Annotated in this window: 8 protein-coding genes; all 8 read left to right on the top strand. The window is 75.0% G+C overall.

Features of this window, described 5'->3' with window-relative positions; genetic code table 11:
- Positions 1–233: 233 nt before the first annotated feature.
- Genes ABZ321_RS00070 through ABZ321_RS00035 form a run of 8 tightly spaced genes read left to right on the top strand, consistent with a single transcriptional unit; the run spans position 234 to position 17214 of the window.
- Positions 234–3287 (top strand): amino acid adenylation domain-containing protein, encoded by a 3054-nt coding sequence (locus ABZ321_RS00070; protein WP_354887998.1) that lies wholly within the window; start codon positions 234–236, stop codon positions 3285–3287.
- On the top strand, positions 3284–8782 hold the full coding sequence (locus tag ABZ321_RS00065) for an amino acid adenylation domain-containing protein (RefSeq protein WP_354887995.1): 5499 nt from the start codon (positions 3284–3286) through the stop codon (positions 8780–8782). The genes ABZ321_RS00070 and ABZ321_RS00065 overlap by 4 nt, the downstream gene beginning before the upstream one ends.
- Positions 8779–10395, top strand: coding sequence for a class I adenylate-forming enzyme family protein (locus ABZ321_RS00060; protein WP_354887992.1), 1617 nt, complete (start codon positions 8779–8781; stop codon positions 10393–10395). The genes ABZ321_RS00065 and ABZ321_RS00060 overlap by 4 nt, the downstream gene beginning before the upstream one ends.
- Complete coding sequence (locus ABZ321_RS00055; protein WP_354887989.1) at positions 10392–13370, top strand: amino acid adenylation domain-containing protein; 2979 nt, start codon at positions 10392–10394, stop codon at positions 13368–13370. Before ABZ321_RS00060 ends, ABZ321_RS00055 begins: the two co-directional genes overlap by 4 nt.
- Positions 13367–13558 carry an MbtH family NRPS accessory protein gene (locus ABZ321_RS00050; protein ID WP_344502904.1) on the top strand — a complete coding sequence of 64 codons (192 nt, stop codon included), beginning with the start codon at positions 13367–13369 and terminating at the stop codon, positions 13556–13558. Before ABZ321_RS00055 ends, ABZ321_RS00050 begins: the two co-directional genes overlap by 4 nt.
- Positions 13555–13983 carry a hypothetical protein gene (locus ABZ321_RS00045; protein WP_354887986.1) on the top strand — a complete coding sequence of 143 codons (429 nt, stop codon included), beginning with the start codon at positions 13555–13557 and terminating at the stop codon, positions 13981–13983. Before ABZ321_RS00050 ends, ABZ321_RS00045 begins: the two co-directional genes overlap by 4 nt.
- Positions 13976–15337: a condensation domain-containing protein gene (locus ABZ321_RS00040; RefSeq protein WP_354887983.1), complete on the top strand. Its 1362-nt coding sequence runs from the start codon at positions 13976–13978 to the stop codon at positions 15335–15337. Before ABZ321_RS00045 ends, ABZ321_RS00040 begins: the two co-directional genes overlap by 8 nt.
- Positions 15334–17214, top strand: a complete 1881-nt coding sequence (locus ABZ321_RS00035) for a N,N-dimethylformamidase beta subunit family domain-containing protein (RefSeq protein ID WP_354887980.1) — start codon at positions 15334–15336, stop codon at positions 17212–17214. The genes ABZ321_RS00040 and ABZ321_RS00035 overlap by 4 nt, the downstream gene beginning before the upstream one ends.
- Positions 17215–17653 lie beyond the last annotated feature (439 nt).

Here is a 17653-nt window from a genome sequence, read left to right as displayed (position 1 = left end):
GAGCTCACAGCCGACCCACTCGGCCCGTGCACGGAATGGGCGCTGTCGCGCCCGCGGCTCATGTCCGAACCGGCCCTCATCGTACCGCCGCGCGACGATGCGGGCCCGCCTCGGCGCGTACCGGCATCGACGGGCTCATCGTCGTCGATTCACTAGGTTAATCGTAAGGATTGTTGACAGTTTACGTATCGACTCGTACCTTACCGATGGTCACGCCGACGAGAGGGGGACTCGTGTCGGGAGCTTTGTCTTTTGGGCAGGAACGGCTCTGGTTCCTGGACCAGCTCGACCCAGGTGACGCCTCCTACAACATCCCGCTGGTGCTGCGGCTCGCCGGTGAGTTCGACCCGGCCAGGCTGCGCGCCGCGCTGGACGGGCTGGTCCAGCGGCACGAGACGCTGCGCACCAGGTTCCCGGCCGTCGACGGCCGCCCGTTCGCGACGGCCGGCCCGGCCCCCGTCCTGGACGAGGTCGCCTGCGCCGAGGAGGACCTCGCCGCGCTGCTCGCCGAGCGCAGCAACGCCCCGTTCGACCTCGCCGAGGGCCCGCTGTTGCGTGCCACGCTGGTCACTGTCGGTGACGAGCACGTGCTCAGTCTCGTCGTGCACCACATCGTCGCCGACGGCTGGTCGCTCAACGTGCTGCGCGACGAGCTCGCCCGCCGCTACGCCGGCACCTTCGACGAGCCGCCGCTGCCCACCACGTACACGGCCTACGCGCGGGCCCAGCGCGCCGCCGGCGCCGAGCAGGACACCACGTTCTGGCGCGAGCAGCTCGCCGGCGCCGCCGCGCTGGAACTGCAGCCCGACCTGCGGCGGCCCACCTCGAAGACGTCCGACGGCGCCTTCCACACCCGCCGGGTCCCGGGCGCCGCGGCGCTGGACGCCTTCGCCCGCGAGCAGCGGGTCAGCTCGTTCATGGTGCTGCTCGCCGCCTACCAGCTGCTGCTCCAGCGGCACACCGGGCAGGACGACGTCAGCGTCGGCGTGCCGGTCGCCGGCCGCAACGACCCCGACCTGGAGCCGCTCGTCGGCTACTTCTCCAACACCCTCGTCATGCGCGCCGACCTCAGCGGCGGCGGCACGTTCCGGGACCTGCTGAAGGCCACCCGCCGGACCGCGCTCGGCGCGTTCTCGCACCAGGACATGCCGTTCGAGCGGCTCCTCGACGAGCTGCGGGTCGAGCGGGACCTGTCGCGCAACCCGCTGTTCCAGACCCTGCTCACCGTGCACAGCCAGGACGGCGACCGGCACGGCGGGCCGCACGCGTTCGGCCCGCTGACCGCGGTGGAGATCGACGGCGGCCACGCGCAGACGAAGGTCGACGTGATGCTCGACGTCTGGCGCTCCGGCGACGAGCTCGTCTGCGTCTTCGGCTACCGCAGCGACCTGTTCCGCCCCGGGACGGTCGCCGCCCTCGCCGAGCGCTTCGAGGTGCTGCTGCGCGCCGCGGTCGCCGCCCCCGACACCCCGGTCCGTGACCTGCCGGTCCTCACCGAGGCCGACGAGGTGTTCCTGAGTTCTGCGGTCTTCGCCGGCACGGCCGGCGGCCCGCCGACCGGCACCGTCCTGGACGGGGTCGCGTCCCGGGCGGCCGGGCACCCGGACAAGGCCGCCCTCGACGGCATGACCTACGCGCAGCTCTGGGACGCGTCGGGCCGCCTGGCGGGCGCCCTGCGGGAGGCGGGCGCGACCGGGATCGTCGGCGTCTGCCTGCCGCGCGGCCCCGAGGCCGTCGTCGCGATGCTCGCCGCCTGGCGGGCCGGCGCCGCCTACCTGCCGCTCGACCCGTCGTACCCGCCGGCCCGCCTCGCCTTCATGGTCGCCGACAGCGGCGCGGGCGTCGTCGTGACCGACGGGCAGCATTTCGACGGCGTCCGGACGATCCCGGTGACGGCGACCGGCGCCGCCGCGCCCGTGGCCCCGGACCCCGAGGACGCCGCCTACGTCATCTACACCTCCGGCTCCACCGGCACCCCGAAGGGGGTCCTGGTCCCGCACCGGGCCCTGGCCGCCCGCGCCGCCTGGATGCGCGACGGCTACGGCATCACCGCCGCCGACACCGTCGCCCAGTTCGCGGCGCTGAGCTTCGACACGCACGCCGAGGAGCTGTGGCCGGCCCTGACCGCCGGCGGCACCGTCGTCTTCGCCGACGCCGACCTGCCCGACTTCCTCGCGTCCCCGGCCGGGGCGGGCGTCACCGTCCTGGACCTGCCGACGCCGTACTGGCACCGCCTGGTCGACGACCTCGGCGGCGTGCCGTGGCCGGCCGGGCTGCGCCTGGTCATCCTCGGGGCCGACCAGGTCGAGGCGGCCGCCGTCGCCCAGTGGACCGCGGCCTTCGGCGACCGGGTCCGCCTCGTCAACTCCTACGGCCCCACCGAGACGACCATCATCGCCACCGCCGCGGACCTCACCGGCGACCGGTCCGGCGAACGGCCGCCGATCGGCCGTCCACTGTGGAACACCACTCTCGCCGTCACCGACCGGCACGGCCGCCGCGTGCCGCCCGGCGTCCCCGGGGAGCTGCGCATCGGCGGCGCCGGCCTCGCCCACGGCTACCTCGGCCGCCCCGGCCGCACCGCCGAGGCGTTCGAACCCGACCCCGACGGCCCGCCCGGCGCCCGCCGGTACCGCAGCGGCGACCGCGTCCGGTGGCGCCCCGACGGGCAGCTGGAGTTCCTCGGCCGGCTCGACGAGCAGGTCAAGGTCCGCGGCTACCGCATCGAACCCGGCGAGGTCACCGCCGCCCTGCTGGCGCTGCCGGACGTCGGCCAGGCCGCCGTCGTCGCCCGCACCGACGCCCTCATCGGCTACGTGACACCGGCGTCACTGGACCCGTCGGCCGTGCGGCAAGCGCTTGCCGCGACGCTGCCGGCGCACCTCGTGCCGACGGCGGTCGTGCCGCTGGAGGCCCTGCCGCTGACCGTCAACGGCAAGCTCGACAAGGCCGCCCTCCCGGATCCCGAGGTCCGCTCGTCGGCCGGCTACGTCGCGCCCCGCACCGACGCCGAGGACCTCGTCGCCGGGGTCTGGGCCGAGGTGCTCGGCGTGGAGAAGGTCGGCGCGCACGACGACTTCTTCGACCTCGGCGGCCACTCGCTGCTCGCCACCCGCATGGTCGCCCGGGTCCGCGCCGCCGTCGACCTGAGCGTCCCGATCCGCACGTTGTTCACCCACCGCACCGTCGCCGGGTTCGCCCAGGCCGTCGAGGCGCTGCTCATCGCCGAGATCGAGGCGATGGACGAAGAGACTGCACGGCACATGCTCACGGGGGACCTGTTATGACCGTGGAAGACCTGTCCGCCACCAAGCGGGCACTGCTCACCGCACGACTGCGCAGACGCCCGGCCGAGACCGGGCCCACCGTCCCGGCCCGGCCCGAAGGCACCGTCCCGCCCCTGTCGTTCGCCCAGGAACGACTCTGGTTCATGGAGCAGTTCGCGCCCGGGACCGCCGCCTACCACATCCCGGTCGCCCGCCGGCTGCGTGGCGCCCTCGACGAGGCCGCGCTCGCCCGCTCGCTCGACGACGTCGTCGCCCGGCACGAGTCGCTGCGCACCCGCTACCCCGTCACCGACGACGGCCGGCCCGTCCTGGAGCTCGCCGAACCGGGGCCGGTCACGCTGACGGTCGTCGACGCCGCCGGCGAGGACGCCGCCGCCAGGATCGTCGACGAGGCCGTCGGCCGGCTCTTCGACCTCGTCCACGGCCCGCTGCTGCACGCGCTGCTGGTCCGCATGGCCGCCGACGACCACGTGCTACTGCTGGTCACCCACCACAGCATCAGCGACGGCTGGTCCAGCGAGGTGCTCGTCGGCGAGGTCCTCGCCGGCTACGACGCCCACGCCGCCGGCGTCCCGTCACCCGTGCCGCCGCTGCCCGTCCAGTACGGCGACTTCGCCGCCTGGCAGCGCGGGCGGCTCACCGGCGACGCGCTCGCCCGCGAGGTGGACTACTGGCGCACCGAGCTCGCCGGCGTCGAACCCCTCGCGCTGCCCACCGACCGGCCGCGCCCGAAGCAGCAGACGTTCGAGGGCGCCGGGTACGGCTTCGACATCGACCGGGAGCTGCTCGACGGGCTCACCCGCCTCGCCAAGGCCCACGGCGCCACCGTCTACATGGTGCTGCTCGCCGCCTTCCAGGTCGTGCTGTCCCGGCACAGCGGCCAGCGGGACTTCGCCGTCGGCTCACCCATCGCCGGGCGGCCCGAGCCGGAGCTCGAACGGCTCATCGGCATGTTCGTCAACGTCCTCGCGATGCGGGCCCGCCTCGACGGCGACCCCACGTTCGACGAGCTGATCGAGCGCACCCGCGAGACGTGCCTGTCCGCGTACGCGCACCAGGAGCTGCCCTTCGCGCAGCTGGTCTCCGAGCTCAGCGTGCCCCGCGACGTGAGCCGCTCACCGGTGTTCCAGGCCGTCCTCGCGGTGCAGAACTACGCCGCCGCCAACCTCGCCGGGGGCACCGGCCCGCTCGACGTCACCCCGTTCGGGCTGCGCGCCACCGGCACCCGCTTCGACCTCGAACTGTTCGTCATGGAGGACCCGAGCGGGCTGCGCGGGGCGTTCAACTACAACGTCGACCTGTTCGACGAGGCCACCATCGCCCGCCTCGGCCGGCACCTGGACAAGCTGCTGCGCGCCGTCGTCGCCCGGCCCGGCCTGCCGGTGTCCACCGTGGACCTGCTGGAGGCGGACGAGCGCGACCAGGTGCTGCACCGCTGGAACGACACCGCCGCCGACTTCCCGGACGGCGCGACCCTGCCCGGGCTCATCGCCGCGCAGGCCGCCCGGACCCCCGACGCCGTCGCCGTGCAGTTTCAGGACCGGCGCCTCACCTACCGCGAGCTGGAGGCCGCCGCCGACCGGGTCGCCCGCCGCCTGCGCGTCGAGGGCGCCGGCCCCGGCGGGCTCGTCGCGGTCAGCGCCGAGCGCTCCACCGACCTCGTCGTCGGCCTCCTCGGCGTGCTCAAGGCCGGCGCCGCCTACGTGCCGCTCGACCCCGACTACCCGCCGGACCGGCTCGCGTTCATGCTCGCCGACGCCGACGCACCGGTGCTGCTGACCCAGTCCCGGCTGCCCGTGCCGGACACGACCGCGACCGTCATCTTCCTCGACGACCCGTCGGCGTTCGCCCGGAAGCTCCCGCCCGTGCCGGACACGCCCGAGGCCGGCGACGTCGCGTACATGATCTACACGTCGGGGTCGACGGGGAAGCCGAAGGGCGTGCCGAACACGCACCGCGGCATCGTCAACCGCCTCGACTGGATGCAGCGCACCTACCGGCTCGACGGCACCGACGTCGTGCTCCAGAAGACCCCGGCGAGCTTCGACGTGTCGGTGTGGGAGTTCTTCTGGCCGCTCATCACCGGCGCGCGGCTCGTCCTCGCCAAGCCCGGTGGGCACAAGGACGCCGCCTACCTGCGCGACCTGATCGTGCGGGAAGGCGTCACCACCACCCACTTCGTGCCGTCGATGCTCGCCATGTTCCTCGCCGAGGACGGCGTCGCCGCCTGCACCGGCCTCCGCCGGGTCGTCTGCAGCGGCGAGGAGCTCCCGCTCGACGCCGTCCGGGCCTTCGCCGCCGCGCTGCCCGGCACCGAACTGTGGAACCTGTACGGCCCGACCGAGGCCGCCGTCGACGTGTCCGCCTTCCAGTGCTCCGGCGACCTGGACACGGTCCCGATCGGCGCGCCGATCCAGAACATCCGCCTCTACGTCCTCGACCCCGCCGGCCAGCCGGTGCCGCCCGGCGTCCCCGGCGAGCTGCACATCGGCGGCGTCGGCCTGGCGCTGGGCTACCACGACCGGCCCGGGCTCACCGCCACCCGGTTCGTCCCCGACCCGTTCGGGCCGCCCGGCGACCGGCTGTACCGCACCGGCGACCTCACCCGCTGGCGCACCGACGGCACCATCGAGTTCCTCGGCCGCATCGACCACCAGGTGAAGCTCCGCGGGCTGCGGATCGAGCTCGGCGAGATCGAGGCCGCCCTGCGCGCCCAGCCCGGCGTGACCGAGGCCGCCGTCACCGTCCGCGAGGACCGGCCCGGCGACAAGCGGCTCGTCGCCTACCTCACCGGAATCGCCGAGCCGGACGCGCCGGCGCTGAAGTCGGCGCTGAAGGCGAGCCTGCCCGACTACATGGTGCCCAGCGCGTACGTCGGCCTCGACCAACTCCCGCTCGGCCCCAGCGGCAAGCTCGACCGCCGCGCCCTCCCGGCACCCGTCGCGGCCGCGAGCGGCTCCGAGTCGGCCCCGCCGACCACCCCGGCGGAGCTGGTCTTCGCCGCCATCTGGGCCGACGTCCTGGGACTGCCGTCCGTCGGCGTCGACGACGACTTCTTCGACCTCGGCGGGCACTCGCTGCTCGCCACCCAGGTCGTCGCCCGCGCCCGCAAGCAGCTGGACGGCATCGGGCAGCCGGTCAGCGTCATGGACGTGTTCACCCTCAAGACGATCCGCGAGCTGGCCGCGTTCGCGTCCATGTCCGAGGACGACCGCGGGCCGCGGCGGCTGCTGCACAAGCTCACCAAGGCCTCGTCCACGCCGGACCTGTCACTGGTCTGCGTCCCGTACGGCGGCGGCAGCGCCGTCGTCTACCAGCCCCTCGCCGACGCGCTGCCGGCCGGGCACGCCCTCTGGTCCGTCGCGATCCCCGGGCACGACGTCGGCCTCACCGAGGAGCGCCTGCCCTTCGAGGAGCTCGCCGACCGCGTCGCCGCCGAGATCCAGGAGCGCGTCAGCGGCCCGATCGCCCTGTACGGCCACTGCGGCGTCGGCAGCGCCCTCATCGTCGCCGTCGCCCGCCGCCTCGAGAACGCCGGCCGGGACCTCGAAGCGGTCTACATCGGCGCCCAGTTCCCGTTCGCCCGCCCGCGCAGCCGCGTGCTGAGCGCCCTGAGCCGGTTCGCGGCCCTCGAACCGCTGCTCGGCAACCGGGTCTACGAGAACTGGCTCACGTCGATGGGCGCCGACGTCGCAGACCTCGACGACACCCAGAAGCAGTTCATCATCGGCAACATGCGCCGCGACTCCGTCGCCGCCGAGGAGTACTTCACCGCCACCCTCGACGGCGGCGGTGGTCATGCGGCGGCCCGCCTCCGCGCGCCGATCGTGTCCGTCATGGGCACCCGCGACCCCGCCGCCGACTTCTACCAGGAGCGGTACAAGGAGTGGCTGCTCGTCTCCGACCGGGTCGCGCTCGTGCTCCTCGACGAGGCCGGGCACTTCTTCCTCAAGTACCGGGCGAAGGAGCTCGCCGACATCGTCAGCCGCACCCACCCGACGCTCGCCCCCGGCGGCCCCGCACCCGCGGACGTGCTGCCGGCGACGGCGGGGGACACGTCGTGGTGGCTGCACGGCACCGGCGCCGCGGCACCCGCACCCGCCGACCCGGCCGCGGCGAAACCCGTCGCGCAGCCCGGAATGGCGCGGTTCCTCATCGTCGCGCTCAGCCAGCTCGTCTCCATCACCGGCTCCGCGCTGACCGAGTTCGCCCTGCCGATCTGGATCTACCTGGAGACCGGGTCCGTCGCCCGGTACGCCCTCTACGCCGTCATCGGCATGCTCCCCGGCATCCTCGCCGGGCCCGTCGCCGGCGCGATCGTCGACCGGTTCGACCGGCGCAAGGTGATGCTCGCCGGTGACATCGCCGCCGGAGCCACCCAGGCCGCGCTGCTCGCCCTGCTCGTCGCCGGCGCGCTCGTCCCGTGGCACATCTACCCGCTGCTCGCCGCCCTGTCGATCGCGCTGACGTTCCAGCGGCTCGCGTACGCCTCCGCGGTCCCGCAGCTCGTGCCGAAGCAGTACCTCGGTCACGCCAACGGCATCGTCCAGCTCGCCGGCGGCGTCAGCGCCTTCGTCGTGCCGCTGATCGCCGTCGGGCTCATGGCCGGCATCGGCCTGCGCGGCATCCTCGTCATCGACGTGCTCAGCTACACCGTCGCGATCACCGTCCTCGCCGTCGTGAAGTTCCCGCGGACCCTGCCGTGGCGGCGCCGCGAGACGCTCCTCGCGGAGATCAGGCACGGCTTCGCCTACTCGTGGCACCACCGCGGCTTCCGGGCCATGCTGCTGTGGTTCGCCGGGCTGAACATCTTCCTCGCCCCGCTGTTCCTGCTCATGACCCCGCTCGTGCTGTCCTTCGCCGACCTCGGCACCGCCGCGCGGGTCGCCATGTGCGGCGGCGCCGGCGTCATCGTCGGCGGCATCGCCATGGGCTTCTGGGGCGGCCCCCGCCGGCAGCGGCTGCGCGGCATGCTCGGCCTCGCCGCCCTCCTCGCCGCCGCCGCCGTCCTCGGCGGCACCCACGCGAGCGTGTGGGTCGTCGGCGCCTGCGCCTTCGGCCTCTCCGCGGCGCTGTCGCTCGTCAACGGCGTCTACACCACGATCGTGCAGGTGAAGGTGCCGCAGCGGTACCACGGCCGGGTCTTCGCCCTGAACACCATGGTCGCCTGGTCGACGCTGCCGATCGGCCACGGCATCGTCGCGCCCCTCGGCACGAAGCTCTTCGAGCCGCTCCTCGCCCCCGGCGGCGCGCTCGCCGGGACCGTCGGCGCGGTCATCGGCACCGGGCCCGGCCGGGGGATCGCCCTCATGTACGTCGTGTTCGGGCTCGCGATGGCCGCGATGGTCGCCGCCGGGCTGCGGATCCCGGTGCTGCGCCGCTTCGACGCCGACGTGCCCGACGCCCTGCCCGACGACCTCGTCGGCATCCAGGAGCTGCGCCGCCGCGACCAGTCCGCTCCTGAGGACGCCCGGCGGCTGGAGCCGGCCCGATGACCACCACTTCCGCGGCCATCCCCGCCCCCAGGGCGGGCGGACGGGCGCCGGCGGTGCCGGCGACCCTGGTGGAGCTGCTCGCCCATCGCGCTTCGAGCGAACCGGACCGGGTCGCGCTCGTCGCCGGGGACGAGCGGGTCACGTTCGGCGAGTGGCACACCCGCGCCGGGGCGGTCGCCGCCGGGCTCCGCGACCGCGGCCTCGCGCCCGGCGACCGGGTCGCGCTGCACTACGGCACCGGCGGCTGGCACGAGTACGCCGTCGCGTTCACCGGCGTCCTGCGCGCCGGGCTCGTCGCCGTGCCGATGTCGGACCGGCTCGCCCCCGCCGAGGTCCGCCACGTGCTCACCCACAGCGGCGCCCGCGCGGTCCTGCACCCCGCCGGCGCGGCCCCGCCCTCCGCAGGCGCGGTCCCGTTCCCCGACGGCGTCTGGGCCGCGGCCCTGGCCGACCTCGGTGGCGGGACCTTCGACGGGCCGCCGCCCTCGCCGCGGGACCTGGCGCAGATCCTCTACACATCGGGCACCACGGGCGTGCCGAAGGGCGTCGGCGCCAACCACGCCAACCTCGCCCACGGCTGCACCCTCGACCCGCGCCGCCGCCCGCTCGCGCACTCCGCGCACTTCCTGCACGCGTTCCCCGTCGGCAGCAACGCCGGCCAGACGATGCTCGTCAACGCGCTCAACGCCCGCGCCGCCGCCCTCACCGCCGGCACCTTCACCCCCGGCCGCTTCGCGAAGCTCGTCGAGCGCCACGCCGTCGGCACCGTGTTCCTCGTCCCCGCCATGGCGATCGAGCTGCTGCACGCCGGCGTGCACAAGACACACGACCTGTCCACGGTGCGGCTCATCGGCTCCACCGCCGCCGCCCTGCCGCCGGCGGTCGCCCTGGAGCTCACCGCCGCGTTCCCGGGCGCGACGATCGTGAACTACTACACCTCGACCGAGGCCGCCCCGGCGCAGACGTCGATGGTGTTCGACCCCGAACGACCCGCCGCGCTCGGCCGTCCGACCGTCGCCGCCGACCTGATGATCGCCGGGCCGGACCGGCGGCCGCTGCCGGTGGGGGAGGCCGGCGACGTGTGGCTGCGCTCGCCGGTCGCCGCCCGCTCGTACTACGGCGACGGCGAGGCCACGGCGGAGGTCTTCCACGGCCGGTGGGTCCGGATGGGCGACGTCGGCCGGCTCGACGACGAGGGCTACCTGTACCTCGTCGACCGCGACCGCGACGTCATCAAGTCCGGCGCGCACAAGGTGTCGACGCTGCAGATCGAGCACGCCCTGCACGAGCACCCCCTGGTCAGGGAGGCCGCCGCGTTCGGCGTGCCGCACCCGGTCCTCGGCGCCGCCGTCGCCGCCGCGGTCGTCACCGACGGCCCGCTGACCGCGCCGCAGCTGCGCACGTTCCTGCTCGAACGGCTCGCCGGGCACGAGATCCCCGGCCGCGTGCTGTTCCTGGACCGGCTGCCCCGCAACGACAACGGCAAGATCCTCAAGCGCTCGCTTCGCGAGCTTCTCGAGCCTCCCTCGTCTCCCTCTTCCCCCATTCCTTCCTCTCCTTCTTCGCCTTCCTCTCCTTCCGAGCTTCCCGACGACGACAGGGCGGGCCGATGACCACCGTGACCACCGTGACCGCCCCAGCCGTGTTGACGCCCGCCCAGCACGGCGTGTGGGTCACCGAGCAGACCCTGCCCGCCGGGCCCGCCTACCACCTCGCGGTGACGATCCGGTTCACCGGCGCCCTCGACGTCGACCGGCTGAGCGCCGCCGTCGCCGCGGTCGTCGCCCGCCACCCGGTGCTGGCCGGGGCCGTCGACGAGGACCTCGTCGCGCTGGCGCCGGGCAGCGCCGAGGTCACCCTCGTGGTCCGGTCCGGTGGCGTGGCGGACGTGGCGGACCTCGTCGCGGCGCCTTTCGACCTGCGCCGCGGGCCGCTGGCCCGGTTCACGCTGCTGCGCACCGCGCCCGGCGAGCACCTGCTGTGCGTGGTCGCGCACCACCTCGTCTTCGACGGCACCTCCAAGCAGGTCCTCGTCGCCGACCTCGCCACCGCGTACAACGGCGGCACCCTGCCCATCGGGGACACGCCGGCAGCTTCGTCCATCGTGGACACCGCCGCCGCGGCCGCGTTCTGGGCCACGCGGTGGCAGGAGCCGCTCCCGCCGCAGCTGCCCGGTCTCCGGCACCCCGCGCCCGGCGCAGGGGCCGTCGCGGTCCCGTTCACCGTCGGCACGGCCGCCCTCGCCGAGACCGCCGCCACCCTCGGGATCACCCACTTCGAGCTGCTCCTCGCCGCCTGGCACGCGCTGCTGCGCCGGTACGGCAACGGCACCGTCACCACCGCCCTCGAACTGTCCACCGCGGACCGGGCGGTGCCGCGGATCGGCCTGCACGTCAACGAGCTGCCCGTCAGCTCCACGCCGGACCCCGCGCAGTCGTTCGCCGCGTTCGCCCGGGCACTGCGGACCCAGCTGCGGGAGCTGTACCCGCACCGCGCCGTCCCGCTCAGCCACGCCGTCCGGCTCACCCCGCGCGCGGCGCTCGCCCCGCTGACGGTCAGCTACCGGCGGCGGGCCGAACCGCCCACCTTCGACGGGGTCGACACCACCGTCGACTGGCTGGTGTTCCCCGGCGCCGTGCGCGGCACCGCCAACCTGCAGCTCGTCGAGGGCCCCACGGTCGTGGAGGGCAGCCTGCACCTCGTCGCGGGATCGTTCGCCGCCGAACAGGTCGCGGCGGAGTTCCAGGCGTTGCTCGCGGCCGCCGTCGCCGTCCCCGAGACCCCTGTCGCCGACCTGGCCCTGCCGTCCACGGTGGACGTGTCGACGGTCGGCCCCGCGCCGCGGGACACCGTGGTGGACAGGTTCCTCGCCCGGGCCGCCGCCGACCCCGCCGCCGAGGCCGTCGTGTGCGGGGACCGGCGGATCGGCTACGGGCGGCTCGCCGCCGCCGCCGGCGACCTCGCGGACCGCCTGCGGCGGCAGGGGATCGGGCCCGGGTCCCTCGTCGGGATCGCCCTGCCACGGACCGCGGAGCTGCTCGTCGCGGTCCTCGGCGTCCTGGAGACCGGCGCCGCGTACCTGCCGCTCGATCCGGACTACCCGGCGGAGCGGATCGCGTTCATCCGCGACGACGCCGGCGCCGCTCTCGTCCTGACCCCGGCCGACGTGACCCTGTCCGGCGACACTCCGCCCGCCGTCCCCGCCGCGGACGACGTGGCATCGTCCGGCGGCGGCACCCCGCTGGCCGTTCCGGCCGCGGACGACGTCGCCTACGTCATCTACACCTCGGGGTCGACGGGGAAGCCCAAGGGCGTCGCCGTCCCGCACGGCGCGCTCACCAACCTCGTCGACTCGATGCGCGACCACCTCGGCTCCGGCGCCGGCGACACCTGGCTCGGCCTCACGTCGCTGTCGTTCGACATCTCCACCGTCGAGCTGCTGCTGCCCCTGACCGTCGGCGCCCGGATCGTCCTCGTGCCGCCGGACCGGCACCGCGACGCCGCCACCCAGCTGCGGCTCGTCGAGCGGCACGGCGTCACCCACGTGCAGGCCACCCCGTCCGGCTGGCGGCTGCTGCTCGAGGCCGGGCTGACCCGCGGCGACCTGGTCGCGGTCACCGGCGGAGAGGCCCTTCCGGCGGACCTCGCGGACCAGCTCGCCCCGCTCGTGCGGCGGCTCGTCAACGCGTACGGGCCGACCGAGACCACCGTGTGGTCCGCCCTCGCCGACATCGGGCCCGGCGCCCCCGTCACCATCGGCGGGCCCGTCGCCAACACCACCCTCCTCGTGCTCGACGACGCGCTGCGGCCGGTCCCCGACGGCATCGCCGGGGAGCTGTGGATCGGCGGGGTCGGCGTCGCTCACGGGTACCGCGGCCGGGGCGGCCTGACCGCGGACCGGTTCCGTCCCGACCCGTTCGGCGCGCCCGGCGCCCGCGTCTACGGCACCGGTGACCGGGTCCGGCGCGGGCCTTCCGGGCTGGAGTTCCTCGGCCGGGTCGACAACCAGGTGAAGCTGCGCGGCCACCGGATCGAGCCCGGCGAGATCGAGGCCCGGCTCGCCACCCACCCCACGGTCGCGCAGGCCGCGGTGGTCCTCGCCGACCCGCACGGCCCCCGAGCCCGCCTCGTCGCCTACGTCGTGCCCGCCGGCGGCACCGTGGACCCGGCGGCGCTGCGCGAGCACGTGGCGCAGGCCCTGCCCGGCTACATGGTGCCGTCGGCCGTCGTCGCGCTGCCGGCCTTCCCGCTGACCCCGAACGGCAAGCTCGACCGGGCCGCCCTGCCCGCGCCAGCGGATCCTCCCGCGGCCGGTCCCGCCGTCGCTGCCGTGGCCGGGGGCTCCGCCGGTACCGGCGACGACACCACCGCAACGGTCACCGCCATCTGGCAGGAGGTGCTGCGCATCGACGACATCGGGCCCGACGAGGACCTGTTCGACCTCGGCGGGCACTCCCTCACCATCACCCAGATCGCGGTCCGCATCCGCAAGCGTCTCGGCGTCGACGTGCCGCTCGACGTCTTCTTCGACACCCCAACGATCGACGGCGTCGTCGCCGCGATCGCCGACCTGCGGGAGGCCCGATGACCGACACCTTCGCCGTCGTCGTCAACGACGAGGAGCAGCACTCGCTGTGGAACGCCGCCGAGGAGCCGCCGGCCGGCTGGCGGCGCACCGGGTTCACCGGCACCAGGGACGAGTGCGTCGCCCACATCGACGAGGTGTGGACCGACATCCGCCCGCTGAGCCTGCGGCAGCGGCTGGCCGCCCGATGAGCGCGCCTCCGGTCGACGCGGCGCTCCGCGACCGGGTCGCGACGATGGTCAGCACCGCCACCGACGGCGAGGTCACCACCGAGGAGATCCTCACCGGCGGCGGGTCCCTCGCCGCGCTCGGCGTCGGCTCCCTCGCCGTGCTGCGGCTCGTCGACGCCCTCGACGACGAGCTCGGCGTCCAGCTCGACCTGGACACGCCCGGCACGCACTTCGACGACTTCGACGACCTCGTGCGCACCGTGCAGGAGCGGGCGGTCGCCGATGACCTCTGGCACACCGTGCAGGGGCAGGCCGTCGCCGACGACCTCGTGCGCACCGTGCAGGAGCGGGCGGTCGCCGACGACCTCGTGCGCACCGCGCAGGAGCGGGCGGTCGCCGACGACCTCGGGGGCACTGTGCAGGAGCGGGCGGTGCGTGATGACTGAGCCGCTCACGCTGCACCGGCTGCCGTTCGCGGGCGGACGATCGGGCACTGGCTCGCTGACGTGGGGGCAGCGGGCCATCTGGAACGCGATCGGTCGCACGGTGCCCAACGACCACTACTTCAACCTGGACCGGATCGTCGACCTCGGCCCGCGGACCGTGCCGGTCGACGCCGCCCTCGGCGCTCTGGCCGCGCTCGTCGCCCGCCACGAGGCGCTGCGCACCCGGCTCGGCTCCACCGGCGGCACACCGGAGCAGGTGCTCGCCGCGGCCGGCGTCCTCGACGTGTCCATGGTGGACGGTGGCGACGACCCGGCCGCCGCCGCGGCCCGCGCCCGGGACACGCTTGCCGGCACCGCCTTCGACTACCGCGCCGAGTGGCCGGTGCGGGCCGCGCTCGTCACCCGCGGCGGCGCCGTCAGCCACCTGGTCCTGGTGCTGTGCCACCTCGCCACCGACGGCCACGGCGCCGAGGTCCTCGCCCGCGAGCTGCGGCTGCTCGCACTGCGCGGCGACCGCGGCCTGCGCGCCCCCGAGACCAACCCCCTCGACCTTGCCGAGGAGCAGCAGTCGCCGGAGGGGCACCGCCGCGGCGCCGCCGCCCTGTCGTACTGGGCCGAACAGTTCACCCGCATCCCCGCCACCATGTTCCCCACCACGGCGGCGCCGCCGCAGGCGCCCCGCTACTGGACCGGGCGGATCGTCTCCACCGCGTTGCCCGGCGCCGTCGACGCGCTCGCCGCGCAGCACGGCGTCAGCGGCTCCACCGTGCTGCTCACCGCCGCCGGGGCGCTCGCCGCGGCCGCCGGCGGGCACCCGACGACCGCCGTCATGCCGATCGTCGGCAACCGGTTCACCACCGGGCACCGCGACCTCGTCAGCACGCTGTCGCAGGACGGCCTGTTCGTCCTCGACGTCGACCGGCCCACGTTCGGCGCGTTGCTGCGCCCCGGCTGGCAGGCGGCCCTGCGCGGGTACCGCGCCGCCGCCTACGACCCCGCCGGGTGGGACGCGATGCTCGCCGACGCGGAAGCCGCCCGGGGCGAGCCGGTCCACCCGTACTGCTGCTTCAACGACATGCGGCTCATCGACGGCCGGCCCCTGAGAACGGCAACCGACCTGAGGGCCCTGCAGCGCGACACCCGCTTCGACTTCCCCGCCACCCAGGAACGCGTCGCGTGCCGCTACTGCCTGCACGTCACGCTCGACGGGCAGGCGCTCGTCGTCACGCTCACGGCCGACACCGCGTACCTGCCACCGGCCGCGATCGAGGCGCACCTGCGGGCGATCGAGGAGCTGCTGGTCCGCGCCGCCGGTTCGGACGTGCCGATGTCCACGCTGACGGGGCTGCTGTGACCGTCGCCGACGGGGCCGCGGTCACCGTCTCGGCGTACGCCCGGGCCACCTCGGTCGTGGCCGGGGCCGCGCTGACGTTCGTGACGACCGGCGCCGCGACCGTCGTCGTCACCGACGCCGTCACCGGGCTCGTCATGTGCCGGGACACAGCGGACGGTCCGACGTGGACGCTGCGGGTTCCCGTGTCGTGGCCGTCGTCGCTGTACCGCGCGACGTTCGCCGCTCCGGGCACCCTGCCACGGATCAACGCCGCCGGCGACGACGAGGCCTGGTTCGTGGTGCGACCGGCAGCCGCCCGGGCGCCGATCCTGGTGTCGGTGCCGTTCTCGACGTGGCAGGCGTACAACCGCGCGGGCGTGCCGGGCGAAGGTCTCTACTACGCGGAGGAGCCGACCCGCGCGGCCGCCGTCAGCTTCGACCGGCCGGGCGGCGGGCCACCGCCGGAGCGCTGGGAGGAGCCGCTGCTGCGCTGGCTGCGGGCCGCGCGGTACGAGGTCGACTACTGCTCCAATCTGGACCTGCACCTCGACCCGGCGATCCTCGACGGCCACCGCACCCTCGTCGTCTGCGCCCACGACGAGTACTGGACCTGGGAGCAGCGCGACGCCGTCGAGGCCTTCGTCCGCCGTGGCGGCAACCTCGCGGTCTTCGGCGCCAACACCGCCTGGTGGCAGATGCGCCTGGAGGACGGGGGCCGCACCATGGTCTGCCACCGCGACGCCACGACCGACCCCATGTCCACAGTGGACCCAGGTCGGGTCACCGTCGAGTGGTCCAGCGCCCCGGTCAACCGCCCCGAGAACGCGATGACCGGCGTCAGCTTCCGCCGCGGCGCCGGCGCCTGGGGCGACGGCATGGCCGTCATCGGCCGGGAGACGTTCACGGCCAGGTTCGCCGACCACTGGGTCTTCGACGGCACCGGCCTCAGCGACGGCGACAAGTTCGGCCAGGGCACCCTCGGCTACGAGACCGACGCCGCCGACATCGCCGACGTCGGCGGGGTGCCCCGCGCCACCGGCCGCGACGGGACCCCGCCGTCGTTCGTCGTGCTCGCCACCGCCGACCTGCGCCACTGGCGCCGCTACGGCCAGGGCGGCGCCGCCACCATGGGCGTCTTCGACCTCGGCGCCGGCACGGTCTTTACGGCCGCCACCGTCAACTGGGGCAAGGGCCTCACCGACCCCGTCGTCGACCGCATCACCCGCAACGTCCTGGACCGCTTCACCGCGACGTCCCCCGCCGGCTGGACCGTCATCGGCCCCCCGGCCGAGCTGCACGCCCTCACCGCCTGCGGCGGCGCCCTCTACGCCGTCAACGCCGACGGCGCCCTCCTCGCCCGCGAGGCCTGCGGCCAGAACCTCCCCTGGCACCGTATCGGCGACGCCCCCGACGTCCTGTGCCTGGCCTCCCCCCGCGAGGCCGCCGGCGGGATGCGCCAGGGCCTGTGGGCCCTCACCACCACGGGCCGGCTGATCTACCGCGACCCGGCCTTCGACGCCACGACGTGGACCGACGTGACCGACGCACCCCCGGGCGCCCGCGCCCTCGCCCTGTGCGACGCCGGCCTCTTCGCCGCCGCCCGCGGCGACACCCTCTGGTACCTGCCTGCCCTGGAACTGGAGACCGGCGCCTGGCGCCAGATCGGCACCGCGGGCGGCAGCGTCTCTTTGACCACCCTCGGCGGCCGCCTGTACGCCATCACCGGCGACGACCGGATCGCCGCCCGCCCACCGGTACCCCGCCCGCACGCCTTCACCGACGTGTGCGACGCCGGCGCCGCCCGCACCCTGACCGCCCACGCCGGCCACCTCCTCACCGCAGGCCCCGGCACCCCCCTCCGCCACCGCCTCCCCTCAGTTATGCTGACCAGCACGTAGTCGCGATGAGTCGGCAACCCATGACAACGCGTGTCCGCGATTTGGTCGGCAGTGTTACGGTCTCGAAGAGCGGAACGCCCGGGCACCGACCCACCTCCGTGCCCGACACAAGTGGACCCCTGAACGCCAGCCGACCAGACACCGCCGCCATCCGCCGCCGCTCCCGCGCGCGTACCCGCCGAGCACCGGTCTCGGCCCGCAGCGGCTCCCGGCCCGCAATGGGTTCGACGGGGACCGCGTCGTGGCTCGCAATGGGCGCGACGGGACAGCCAGGGGCTCAATGGCCCTGAGGGCAGGCGGCGGGGATCGGCGGGTCGGCCGGGACAGCCGGGCGTGCCCGGGGCGGCAAGGGCTCTCGGCGGATCCGGCGACGGGACGGCCGGGGCCGCGGCGGTCCGGGGCCGCAGCAGTCCGGGGCCGCAGCGGTCCGAGGGTGCGG

Source organism: Dactylosporangium sp. NPDC006015, assembly GCF_040614215.1.
In the GTDB taxonomy this organism is placed as follows: Bacteria; Actinomycetota; Actinomycetes; order Mycobacteriales; family Micromonosporaceae; genus Dactylosporangium; species Dactylosporangium maewongense.
Note: the sequence above shows the minus strand (reverse complement) of the source record. Positions and strands in the feature narration are given on the sequence as shown.

Coding starts and splice junctions, on each gene's coding strand:
- ABZ321_RS00065 (WP_354887995.1), top strand. CDS start 3,284: ATGACCGTGGAAGACCTGTCCGCCACCAAGCGGGCACTGCTCACCGCA.
- ABZ321_RS00040 (WP_354887983.1), top strand. CDS start 13,976: ATGACTGAGCCGCTCACGCTGCACCGGCTGCCGTTCGCGGGCGGACGA.
- ABZ321_RS00050 (WP_344502904.1), top strand. CDS start 13,367: ATGACCGACACCTTCGCCGTCGTCGTCAACGACGAGGAGCAGCACTCG.
- ABZ321_RS00060 (WP_354887992.1), top strand. CDS start 8,779: ATGACCACCACTTCCGCGGCCATCCCCGCCCCCAGGGCGGGCGGACGG.
- ABZ321_RS00045 (WP_354887986.1), top strand. CDS start 13,555: ATGAGCGCGCCTCCGGTCGACGCGGCGCTCCGCGACCGGGTCGCGACG.
- ABZ321_RS00055 (WP_354887989.1), top strand. CDS start 10,392: ATGACCACCGTGACCACCGTGACCGCCCCAGCCGTGTTGACGCCCGCC.